9 protein-coding genes are annotated in these 11,516 nt (G+C 65.0%); 4 read left to right on the forward strand and 5 right to left on the reverse strand.

Going from position 1 to position 11,516, the window contains the following annotated elements; translation table 11 throughout:
- Nucleotides 1–124: 124 nt before the first annotated feature.
- The 3 genes from MTX19_RS37250 to ftsE form a co-directional block, all read right to left on the reverse strand.
- A complete protein-coding gene (locus MTX19_RS37250; protein ID WP_280981618.1) occupies nucleotides 125–835 on the reverse strand; it encodes a YdcF family protein in 711 nt (236 codons plus the stop codon).
- A 157-nt stretch (nucleotides 836–992) separates the two neighbouring features.
- Nucleotides 993–1,961, reverse strand: a complete 969-nt coding sequence (locus MTX19_RS37255) for an ABC transporter permease (RefSeq protein ID WP_280981619.1) — start codon at nucleotides 1,959–1,961, stop codon at nucleotides 993–995.
- Complete coding sequence (gene ftsE, locus MTX19_RS37260; protein ID WP_280981620.1) at nucleotides 1,954–2,613, reverse strand: cell division ATP-binding protein FtsE; 660 nt, start codon at nucleotides 2,611–2,613, stop codon at nucleotides 1,954–1,956. The genes MTX19_RS37255 and ftsE overlap by 8 nt, the downstream gene beginning before the upstream one ends.
- 170 nt (nucleotides 2,614–2,783) lie before the next feature.
- On the opposite strand from ftsE, the gene MTX19_RS37265 reads away from it, so the two are divergent.
- Nucleotides 2,784–3,662: an MJ0042-type zinc finger domain-containing protein gene (locus MTX19_RS37265; protein WP_280981621.1), complete on the forward strand. Its 879-nt coding sequence runs from the start codon at nucleotides 2,784–2,786 to the stop codon at nucleotides 3,660–3,662.
- A 37-nt stretch (nucleotides 3,663–3,699) separates the two neighbouring features.
- A complete protein-coding gene (locus MTX19_RS37270) occupies nucleotides 3,700–4,077 on the forward strand; it encodes a response regulator (RefSeq protein ID WP_280981622.1) in 378 nt (125 codons plus the stop codon).
- Between the two features lie 273 nt (nucleotides 4,078–4,350).
- On the opposite strand, the gene MTX19_RS37275 is transcribed toward MTX19_RS37270, so the two are convergent.
- The gene (locus MTX19_RS37275) at nucleotides 4,351–6,138 is read right to left on the reverse strand and encodes an adenylate/guanylate cyclase domain-containing protein (RefSeq protein WP_280985739.1); all 1,788 of its coding nucleotides are present in this window, start codon (nucleotides 6,136–6,138) and stop codon (nucleotides 4,351–4,353) included.
- Nucleotides 6,139–6,544: 406 nt separating this feature from the next.
- On the opposite strand from MTX19_RS37275, the gene MTX19_RS37280 reads away from it, so the two are divergent.
- Nucleotides 6,545–7,600: an IS110 family transposase gene (locus MTX19_RS37280; RefSeq protein WP_280979078.1), complete on the forward strand. Its 1,056-nt coding sequence runs from the start codon at nucleotides 6,545–6,547 to the stop codon at nucleotides 7,598–7,600.
- A 679-nt stretch (nucleotides 7,601–8,279) separates the two neighbouring features.
- Here the strand turns inward: MTX19_RS37280 and MTX19_RS37285 are convergent.
- Complete coding sequence (locus MTX19_RS37285) at nucleotides 8,280–10,892, reverse strand: TIGR02302 family protein (RefSeq protein ID WP_280985740.1); 2,613 nt, start codon at nucleotides 10,890–10,892, stop codon at nucleotides 8,280–8,282.
- 168 nt (nucleotides 10,893–11,060) lie between these two features.
- Between MTX19_RS37285 and MTX19_RS37290 the strand changes: the two genes are divergently transcribed.
- Nucleotides 11,061–11,441, forward strand: a complete 381-nt coding sequence (locus tag MTX19_RS37290; RefSeq protein WP_050629459.1) for a carboxymuconolactone decarboxylase family protein — start codon at nucleotides 11,061–11,063, stop codon at nucleotides 11,439–11,441.
- Nucleotides 11,442–11,516 lie beyond the last annotated feature (75 nt).

The raw sequence follows: 11,516 nt of genomic DNA on the forward strand, positions 1-11,516 counted from the left end.
CAATCACACCGTCATTCCGGGATGGTGCATCAGCACCAGATCCGGAATCTCGAGATTCCCCGATGCGCAATTGCACATCTGAGGCTCGATGCTTCGCATCGCCCCGGAATGACGATGGCTGACATCAATTCGCCTGCGCGGTGGTGGGGCGGCGGGGCGCGGCGACCGGCTCGCCGAGATCCGAGGTCAGGTCGAGGCCGATGTCGGCCAGCCGCACCCGCAGCTCCGCGGCGACGTATTTGGCGTATTCCGATAGCAAGAGACGGAACGTCGCGCCACTGGTCCACCAGGGTTCGTCGCGCCATTTGTCGCCGACCACGGCGAACGGGATCAGCGTGACATCAGGCATCGCATGCGACAATTCCACGATGGCGCGCGGCATGTGGTAGTTGGAGGTCACCACGATCAGCGACTTGAAGCCGCGCTCGCGCACCCAGCGGCGCGTCTCCGCCGCATTGCTGCGGGTGTTCACCGCGGAGCGGTCGAGATCGACGCAGCAGCTCATCAGCCCCTGGCTGTCCGGCACCGAGCGCGAGATGTCGCTCGCGGCATTGGTCGGATGCACGCCCGAGATCAACAGCCGCTTGCCATAGCCCGCGGCCAGCAGCTCCATCGCGTCCGACACCCGCGACGAGCCGCCGGTCAGCACCACGATGCCGTCGGCGTCGTGCGGCGGATCGGTCTCGACGCCGCGCAGTTGCGAGAGAAAGCCGACGAAGCCCAGGGCCGCGGCGACGAACGCCAGCGCCAGCGACGCGACGACGGCCGCGCGCAGCCGGCCCCGCGGGCGCACGGCACGGCTATCGAGCGACGTATCGTCGGTCTGCGAACTCATGTGATGCGATTTTCCTTCCCCCAGGGATTTTAGAGCATGATCCGGAAAAGTGGAAACCGGTTTCCCGCGACAAAAGCGAAGCAGGTGCGCGGGAGATCACACGCGATGAGCGCGCGCAGATCACGAAGCCGGCATCATGATCGTGATCGCGCAACCGTCAGTCGATATCGTCGAGGGTTGCAAACAGTGTGCGTCGTGACGCCCACGCGGTGATCGCCGCGATCAGCACCGCCTGCGCCGCCAGCGCCAAATAGCCGGACGGACGCAGGGAAAAGGTGCCGAGCAGGGCCGCGAACTGGTCGCCGACCGGCGTGCCGGAAAACCAGTTGGCGATCGATTCGGAGAACCCGAACGCCAGCATCGCCGCGCCGCCGCCGATCAGCCCGCCTTCGAGACCGAGCCGGAGAAAATGCCGCAGGAAGCGGTTGGCGATGTAGCTGTCGCCGGCGCCGACGAAATGCAGCACCTCGACGATCGGGCGGTTGGCGGCCATCGCACCGCGAGTCGCGAACGACACCGAGATGATGGTGGCGATGATCACGAGAATGAGGATGCCGACGCCGGCAAACACCGTGGCGCCGGTCATCGAGCGCATGCGCTCGATCCAGGCGCGGTGATCGTCGACGCTGGCGGTCGGTGCGGCCTGCGTCACCCGCGTGCGCAGCGCGGCGAGATCGAGCGTCGAGCCCGGCTGCACCCGCGCCACGATGACGCGCGGTACCGGCAATTCGTCGATCGAGAGCCCGCTGCCGAGCCATGGCTCGAGCAGCTTGGCCGATTCCTCCTTGGTGAACGGGCGGACGTCGAGAATGCCCGGCTGCGCCCGCATCGCGTCTGCCGTCGCCTGCGCATCGCGGTCGAGGTCGCGGCCGCTCGCGGGCCGAACCTGGATGGTGATCTCGCTTGCGACCTCCGACTGCCATTCGGCCGCCGATGCGCTGACCAGCAGCACGGCGCCGGTCGTGATCGAGGCAAGGAAGGTCATGATCGCGACCACCGCGACCAGCGCGCGACCGGCGATCGAGGCGCGCGGCACGATCGGCGACATGTTGCGCGCCGTCGCCGGGACCTGCGGGCGCTCGCGCCCGAGATCCACCAGCGACACCTGCTCCTCGCTCCTATTCATAGATGTGCAACCGTCCCTGGTGCAGCACCAGCCGCCGCGCCTCGTACTGATCCATCAGCGTGATGTCGTGGGTTGCAATGATGACGGCGGTGCCGGATTTGTTGAGCTCGATGAACAGCCGCAACAGGCGGCGCCCGAGCGTCGGGTCGACGCTGCCGGTCGGCTCGTCCGCCAGCAGCAGTTGCGGCCGCGAGATCACCGCGCGCGCGATCGCGGCGCGCTGCTTCTCGCCGCCCGACAGGATCGGCGGCAGCGCATCCATGCGCTCGCCAAGGCCGACCCATTTCAGGAGGTCGATCACCTCGCGCCGATAGCTCGATTCCTCCCGCCCCATCACGCGGAACGGCAGCGCCACGTTCTCGTAGGTCGTCATGTGGTCGAGCAGGCGGAAGTCCTGCAGCACGATGCCGATGCGCTTGCGCAGATCTGCGACCTGGTCCTTGCTGAGCAGGGAGACGTCGTGGCCGAACAGGTTGACCAGCCCGCGCGTCGGCCGCAGCGACAGGAACAACAGCCGCAGCAGCGAGGTCTTGCCCGCGCCCGACGGTCCGGTGAGGAACTGGAACGAGTGTGCCGGGATCACGAAGGAGAGGTCGCGCAAGATCTCCGGGCCGAGCCCGTACCGCAAACCGACATGTTCGAACCGAACCAAGCGCTAGCTCCGTTCGAGATGGGCGACAGCCCAAAACCCTGCACAACAGGCTCGCCGGCCGGCGAACCGGCGGCGAACCGCCCAGCAGCCTTGTGCGTCGGTTATGGTTTCCGATTCGTTAACGGTCGCTAGGTAGCATCCGGGCAGAGACACGGTGGAGATTCGGCTCCATGCACATCGTTTGCCCGCATTGTACAACATCTTACGCCATCAAGCTGGACACCCTGGGCGGCTCCGGGCGCACCGTCCGCTGTTCCCGCTGCAAGGAGGTTTGGCTGGCGCGGCCGGAGGATGCGATCGGAGCTGCGGTTCCGACCATGGCGGCAGCGACCCCTTATGCCGGCTCCGCCGCCGAATGGGAGGCTATGGCCCGGGAGGAAGACCCGGAAGAGACCCCCGTGGTCGACAGCCCCTCGATCTCGGCCGACTGGCCCGCCGAGGGCGAAAATGCCGAACCAGACTGGCCGGCAGTGGCCAAGGAAGATGCCGAGGCGCATGCCGACACTCATGGCGCCGACGGAACCAAACGCCGCTTCCGCCTGCCAAGCCTGTTCCGTCCGGGCCAGTTCCGCCTGCCCGCGCTGCCCCGGATTCCCTTCATGCCCGTGATCGGCGCCCTGCCGACCACCTGCGCGGCGATGGCCGCGCTGCTCGTCGCGCTGCTGGTTTGGCGCAACGACGTGGTGCGCCTGCTGCCGCAGACCGCGCTGTTCTACAAGATGGTCAGGCTCGATGTGAATTTGCGCGGCCTCGCGTTCCAGGACATCAAGGTCACCAACGAGACCGTCGACGGCAAGCCGGTGCTGGTGATCGAGGGCATGATCGTCGGGCAGACCCGCAAGCCGGTCGAGCTGCCGCGGCTGCGCTTTTCGGTCCGCGACGCAAATGGCAGCGAGGTCTACGCCTGGAACGCGGTGCTGGAACAATCGGTGCTCAAACCCGGCGAGCGCGCCTTCTTCAAGTCGCGTCTCGCCTCGCCGCCGTCCGAAGGACGCAATATCGACGTACGTTTCTTCAACAAGCGGGATCTGGTCGGCGGCCGCGCCTGAGGCCGTCGGAACTAGCTCCGCCAACCGATTGATCGTCATGCCGCGTGTCCTGATTGCCGACGATGAAGACTCCATGCGCTCGCTGGTGGCGCGCGCGATCGCCATGGACGGCCACGAGACCGTGACCGCGCAGGACGGCGCCGAGGCGCTCGATATCCTCACCCGCGACCAGGGCGCCTTCGACCTGCTGCTCACCGACATCCAGATGCCGGTGATGGACGGCATCGCGCTGGCGCTCACCACGGCGCGCGACTTTCCCGATCTGAAGATCCTGCTGATGACCGGCTTTGCCCATCAGCGCGAGCGCGCCTCCGGCCTCAACGCGATCGTGCACGACGTGGTGACGAAGCCGTTCTCGGTGGCCGATATCCGCACCGCGGTGGCGGACGCACTGGCGGCGCGGAAGGCCTGCTAGGGCGCGCATTCATAAAGCCGCGATCTCTGCTTAACCTCAACAGCGGCGCAGAAGCAGACGTTGCACGAGGTCCGAGATGGGCAGAAGCGGACATTCCGGGGAGCAGCCGGGCCTGCGCCCCGCTGATCCTGTGAGCAATGCCACTTCGGTTTGATGCGTGGCGTCAATCGATGGTCAGCGGCGTCAGGTTAGGCCATCCGGCTCCTCAACCACGATTGCGTCGTTTCGTGCGAGTGACATAATCTCGCTGTCAGGCCTTGCGGACAGGTAACGTCACTCTGGGAGCCCTGCCTTTTCCAGACCTTCATAGACTCGCTCGCGCTGCAGTAAGAAAACGGGGTTGTCGCTTTGGACCTCGGCGCGGCACTTACCGATGCGGAAAATGGGAGCCAGCCGCCTCCCCACTTTGCAGGCCTGCGCTGCTTCCGCTTCGCGGCCCTGAAGCGCCAGACTCGCCGCTAGATAGAAGTAGGGAATCTCGTGATTTGGAGCGATCTCGACCGCCTTCTGTAAGCGGTCCACAGCTTTGTCAAGCCTGCCGAGGTGGAGATCCGCCAAGCCAAGAATGGCGTACCAATTTCCGAGCATTGGATCGCGCGGGCTGAGCCGCATCGCGTTGCTCAAATGGCCCTCGGCCTCCTCTGCACAGCCAAGAAAAATCTTAATCCACCCCGCCCTCATATGAACATATGGCAAAGCGCGATCCAAGCTCAACGCAATCTCAATCTCGCGGAAAGCTCGTTCTGGTGCTCGCAAAGCGATCAATACGGCAGCGCGACAAAAATGCATCCGGGCATCGAGTGGTGTCAGTTCCGACGCTTTGCACATTGCAGCCTCACCCAAACGAACTTGATCGTCACGCGCAGGGGACATGTAGGAGTTGACTTCCCACATGTGGCTTTCGACCAAACCCATCAGCGCATCGACATTCGTGTGGTCGACGCGGAGCGCCTCCTCAAACATGCCGCGTGCTTCGCGTGCTCCGGCGACTGACACCTTCTGAAAGAAAACTGTCCAACCGCGCAGGGCGAGGTCAACCGAATCAAGTTCCCTTGGCGTCTCACGCTTGAGACGCTGCGTCTCTGCTTTCACCAACTGAATATCCATGGCCCGCGCGAGCCTGGCTGTGATCTCGTCTTGCATGTCGAAGAGGTCCGCCCGCGGCTTGTCGAATCGTTCGGCCCAGAAGTGTGCGCCCGATTCTGCGTCGATTAGCTGCGCGTTCACGCGCAGGCGATCGGTGCTGCTCTGGATGCTGCCTTCCAGCACGTAGCGAACGCCGAGCTCGCGGCCGATTTGGCGAGCATCCACGGCTTTCCCCTTGTATGCGAAAGCCGTCTTGCACGAGATGACGAAATAATCAGGCAGGCGCGATAGGTCTGTAGTCAGATTATCTGTGATTGCGTCAACGAAGTCGTCCTGCTGGACGTCGCCGCCAAGGTTCGCGAAGGGCAGCACCACGATCGACAAGCGCGGCCGATCAGGTTGGCTCAGTGCCTCGGTCGATAGTGCGGATGCAAGTGGGTCAACATCGCGGACGTTCAATCTGTAAGCTCGCACGGGCTGAGAAATATTCTTCAGCCGTTGCTCGCCTGCGTCCTCGAAGGTGATGTCGACCCGCCCTTGTGCGTATTCCTGAACGCGAGCTGAAACGCAGATGCCGCCGGGCTCGGCGATGCCTTCCAAACGAACCGCGACGTTCACTCCATCTCCGAAAATGTCGCCCCCATCGATGATGACGTCGCCTACATTGATGCCGATACGGAACTCCATCCTCTTGTCCCGCGGTATCCCGGCATTGCGCTCGGCCATGCCACGCTGGACATCGAGGGCGCAACGCACAGCAGCCACCACGCTGTTGAACTCAGCCAACATTCCGTCGCCTGTGTTCTTGACAACGTGTCCGCGGTGTTCGCTGATCTTGGGCTCGACCAGGAGACGCAGATGCTCCTTCAGCCGGACGTGCGTTCCCTCCTCGTCCATGCTGGTCAGCCGGCTGTAGCCGGCAACGTCGGCGGCGAGGATGGCAGTGAGCCGTCGTTCTACGCGCTCCATGGCCATGCCTGCCTATCTCAGGGATGAGAGGGCAGCTTACTCGCCTTCCAGAGCGCGCGCCAGCAGCCAACATTGAAGCAAGGCCTGACGGTACGGGAGCACGGTCGGCCTCACGGGGCATAACCCGGCGACTCTGACACCGAAGCAAACTGAGCGATGGGGTGACAAGGTCACGCCTGCGGCGAGGAGTACCTACGAAACGGGGACAAAGATCGCGCCGACCGAGTAGCTGAAACGCAGGCGCGATCCAATCCCTGATCGAAGGCGCGGCCGTGGCTTCCGCAGGCATGACCGCAAGCGCGATGGCGGCCGGGCGCTCCGGTGCCAAGTCTCTTAATGGAATGGTCCGGCCGTGCTCCGGCCCCGCCAGTGCGAGAAGCTGGCAAGGGGCGCTCAGGTCAAGGAGCACGCCATGTCTCGGAACCTCAACACAGCGGTCGCCGTGATCGGCATCGATATCGGCAAGAACTCGTTCCACCTCGTAGGTCATGATCACCGCGGTGCCATCGTGCTGCGGCAGAAGTGGTCACGCAGCCAGGTGGAAAGACGGCTCGCCAACTTCCCGCCCTGCTTGATCGGGATGGAGGCTTGCGTCGGCGCGCATCACCTCAGTCGCAAGCTCCAAATGCTCGGCCACGACGCTCGCTTGATGCCGGCGAAAGACGTGCGCCCGTATTCGAAAGGACAGAAGAATGACTTCCGAGATGCGGAAGCCATCGCCGAGGCTGTCCAACGCCCGACCATGAAATTCGTCGCAACCAAGACAGCCGATCAGCTCGACCTTCAGGCGCTGCACCGCGTCCGCGATCGATTGGTCAGTCAGCGTACCGGCGTCATCAATCAGATCCGTGCGTTTCTGCTGGAGCGGGGCATCGCCGTACGCCAAGGCCTGCATTCCCTGCGATCCGAGTTGCCGGGTATCCTCGCGACGCGCACCGATGTGCTCTCGCCTCGCATGTTACGCATCATCGAGGATCTGGCGGGCGACTGGCGCCGGCTGGATGCGCGTATCGAGGGGCTGTCTAGCGAGATCGAAACGCTGGCTCGTCAAGATAAGGCTTGCGAGCGACTGATGACAGTGCCCGGCATTGGACCGCTTATCTCGAGTGCAATGGTCGCCGCGATTGGCAGTGGAGACGTGTTCTCGAAAGGCCGCGACTTCGGCGCCTGGCTTGGACTGGTGCCGAAGCAGATATCGACCGGCGACCGCACGATCCTGGGCAAGATATCAAGGCGCGGCAATCGCTACCTACGCGCGCTGTTCGTCCAAGCCGCATGGGTGGTGCTGGTCAGGGTGAAGTGCTGGGAGCGCTACGGCCTCAAATCTTGGATCGAAGCTGCCAAGAAGCGATTGCATCACAACGTGCTGGCGATTGCGCTCGCCAACAAGCTCGCCCGGATCGCCTGGGCGGTTCTCAACAAAGGACGTGCCTTCGAGTGCGTCAAGGCTGAGGAGACGGCGTCCTGACCTGGCCGATCCTCGCGCCGTGCTCGGGGCCGTCAAGGCGCAGCCTGGCAGCGTAGAGCAAGACGTCAGGACAGCACGACGGCCGGCCTTGACGGCCCCTTGCGCGCGGCGCGTCTGCGCGCGCAGGCCGGGACGAAGGAACGACCGCCAGGCACGAACAAAGGAACAGCGCGAAGTGAGGAGCTATCGAGATGATGTAACCAACATCCCTTACCCGCCGAGGTCTGCGAGAGGATGCGACGACGATGGAAGATCGGTCTTCCCGGCGCATGCGAACACTGGTGACCCGAATGGCCCGTTCGAGGCCTGTCCGCTAATCAGCTCGAATGCGTGCTGATATCCATGATGGCCCGGAGCACAGCACGCTCCAATCAGAGGCCGGATACATTGATGCAAGACCGCATCTGACAGGTTGCCGAAACCTCTTGCAACGCGCGGCCGGACCATACATTGGGTCAGAACCTGCAGTGGCATGATTGACGAAGAGGCTTCTGCTTAGCCCACGGAAGCCGACGTCTGCCGCTTCGCGACTACACTGGTCGCTCTCGCACACATTCCTCGTCATGTCTCGCGAAGGCGGGGCATCCAGTACGCGGCCTCTCGATTCAAATTCTCGCGTCTCTGGAATACTGGGTCGCCCGGTCAAGCCGGGCGATGACGGCAGAGCGTGTGGCTGCCCTCAATAATCCTTCAGCAGCCGCTCGATGTAATCGAGCTCGGTCTGCGGCCGTGACGGATCGGCGAGGCGGCGGCGCAGCTCCTCGAGGATCCGGCGCACGCGCTGCACGTCGATCTCGCCCGGGATCTTCACCGTGTAATCATCGCCGAATTCGCGGCCATGCAGCGGCCGGCCCAGCGGGTCGGTCTGGTTGCCGCCGCTTTGCTGGCGGCCGGCGCGGTTGCCGGGGCTGTTGCCTTGCTGGTCGCCATCGCCCTGCTGCATGGCCTCGGCAAGGCTCTGGGCGCCCTTGCGCAGCGCGTCCAGCGCGCGTCCCTGCGAATCCACCGCGCCGTCGGCATTGCCCTCGCCGAGCCGCCCGGTGGCATCGCCCATCGCGGAATCGGCCTGATCGAGCCCGTCGCCGTCATCGGCCTGGTCGCCGCTTTGCTCGCCCTGTTGTCCCTGTTGTCCCTGCTGCGCCTGATCGCCGCGCTGGCCCTTCTGGCCGCGCTGATCCGGTCCCATGCCGCGCTTGGCGAGCTCCTCCTGCAGCTTCTTCAACCGGTCGCGCAGCGCCTGCTGATCCTGCTGCAGATCGGACATCGACTGGTCGCCCTGCTTGCCGCGCATGCGGTCACGCCGGGAATCCTGGCCCTGCTTGAAGGTCCGGTCGCGCAACTGCTGCTGCTTGCGGATCATGTCGCCGAGCTCGTTGAGCGACTGCTCCATGTCGTTGTCGCCCTGCCCCGGCTGCGCCATTTGCAGGTTTTCCAGCATCTGCTGCATCTGATCGAGGAGCTGCTTCGCAGCCTCCTTGTCGCCGGAGCGCGATAGCCGCTCCATGCGGTCCAGCATGTTCTTCAGATCCTGCTGGCTCAGCATCTTCGTGTTGGGATCGAGCGGCCGTGCCAGGGCTTGCGGATTATTGCGGTATTGCTCGGCGAGCTCGCGCAGGAAATTGTCCAGCGCCGCGCGCAGATTGTCGGTCAGCTTCTTGATCTCCTCGTCGCTCGCGCCGCGCTCCAGCGCTTGCTTGAGGGCGTCCTGCGCCGCACGCAGCGCCTTGTCGACGTCGGAGATGTTGCCGTCCTCGATGGTGACGGCCAGCGCCCACAGGCTGGCGACGACCTCGCGCAGCTGGTCGTCGGTGCGCGCCGCCTCGAGTTGCCGGCTCACATTGTAGAGGCCGAGATAATAGCCGGCCTCCGGCGTGAACATCTCGGGCGCGATCATCAGCGCGTCGAGCGCGGCGAACACCTGCCCGTTCTGGTTGGCGTCCAGCGCCAGGATCCGGCGCTGCTCGATCAATGCGCGCGCGAGCGGCTTGGTGAACACGCGCTCGGGCAGCCGCATGTTGAACGGCTCGCTCTTGCCTTCGTTGCCGGCCTCATCCTTCGCCGTCAATGTCAGCGTCACCTCGGCGCCGGCGTAGGGATCCTCACTGAGATCCTTCACGGTCTGGCCGACGCCGTTGCGGGTCCGCGCGTTCGGCAGCACCAGCGGGAATTGCGGCGGCTCGAACAACGGCCGCGGCGCCGCAGCCTTATCGCCGTCGCGGCTCGGGTCTTTCGGCGCCTCGCTCGGACGCGCCGTGAATTGCGCATGGGCTTCGCTGACGCCGTAATCGTCCTCGAGCCTGTAGGACATCTGCAGCGCGCCATGCGCCTGCCGCTCCGGATCCTTGGCGAGCGCGATGCTCGGCGGACGGTCGGGGATCGCGGTGAACTTCCACTGCGGCTGCCCGGCCGGCGCCCGGACATGAGCGGTGCCGTCGCCGGCGATCTTGAAATGGCGCTCGCTGGTGCCCTTGGGCGCCTCCTCGGCGGCCGCGACCTCGGTCACGCCGCCGCCGGCCACGACGTCAATGGCGCCGCCGCTGGAGCGCACCAGGAGCGTGCTGCCGACCGGCACCGCCAGCGGGCCATTGTCGGCCGCGGCGGCGTCCTTGTTGGCGTTCGACAGGATGATCGGCGGCTTGCCGGTGTAGTTCGGCGGCGTCACCCAGGCGTCGACGCGGATGTTGGCCGGCGTCATGATGCCGTTCCAGTCGAAGGCCGAGGCGACGCGCAGACCGCGCTCGTCGCCGGCTGCGATATAGGTCGCGACCATCATCACGATGACGAGCGCGCGCAGCGCCCAGGGATCGTGGAGCGCGACGCGCGGCTGCGGCAGGCCGGCGCGGATGCGCCTGATCGAGGCCAGCGTGCGCTCGCGCTGCGCCTGCCACAGCGCCAGCGTGAACGGATCCTGCATCGTGAGCGTGTCGGACAGCGTGGTCGCCGGGCGATGGCGGATGCCGGCGCCGCGGTCGAGCCGGCTCAAACCCTCCTCCCGGGTCGGCCAGCGGAAGCGCACCAGCGGCACCAGCGCCGCCAGCGCGGCGAGCCCGAACAGGGTGGTGCCGGCGACCCGTGCGGCAAACGGCAGCACCAGCCACAGCCCGGCCCATGATGCGACCAGGAACAGACCGCCGACCGTGAGGAACCGCGCCAGATGTGGCCAGGCTCGTTCCCACGCGATCGCAAATTTTGCCCGTTGCAGAGCCTGCGTCAGTTTCAGCCGCGCGATCGCTTCGCTGTCGCGCTCGGCGCGTAACGTATTCTCTGACGGGTCGAGGTTGGCGCCGCTCAATCAAATCTCCGGGTTACCGGGCAGGTCAGCCTAGCACAGCGGCGCCATTGAGGCACCCGCTTCGGGGCGTAGCCCACATCGGGAAATACGCATAACACGAAGGCGTGACTGCGGCGTCTCCACCCCGTAACGTCCCGGCCGAACCATCGCATCAACGTGAGGAACATCATGGACCAGAAAACGCACGACAAGGGGCTTGAGATCCGCAAGGCGGTGCTTGGCGAGGCCTATGTCAACAACGCGCTGAAGAATTCCGACAGTTTCAACAAGCCGTTCCAGGAACTCGTCACGGAATATTGTTGGGGCGCGGTGTGGGGCCGTGAGGAACTGCCGCGCAAGACACGCAGCATGTTGAATCTCGCCATGATCTCGATCCTCAACCGGCCACACGAATTGAAGGCGCACATCAAGGGCGCGCTGACCAATGGCGTGTCCCGCGACGAGATCCGCGAGATCTTCATGCAGGTGTCGATCTATGCCGGCATCCCTGCCGGCGTCGACAGCTTCCGCATCGCGCGCGAAGTGTTCGCCGAACTCGACAAGGCCTGAGAAGGCGCTGCTCCCTCGTTGTCGTCCGGGGCAAGCAAAGAGGCGCGCGAATGCGCGCCCGATGCCAGGCTCCGC

The sequence above is a fragment of the Bradyrhizobium sp. ISRA464 genome (assembly GCF_029910095.1).
In the GTDB taxonomy this organism is placed as follows: Bacteria; Pseudomonadota; Alphaproteobacteria; order Rhizobiales; family Xanthobacteraceae; genus Bradyrhizobium.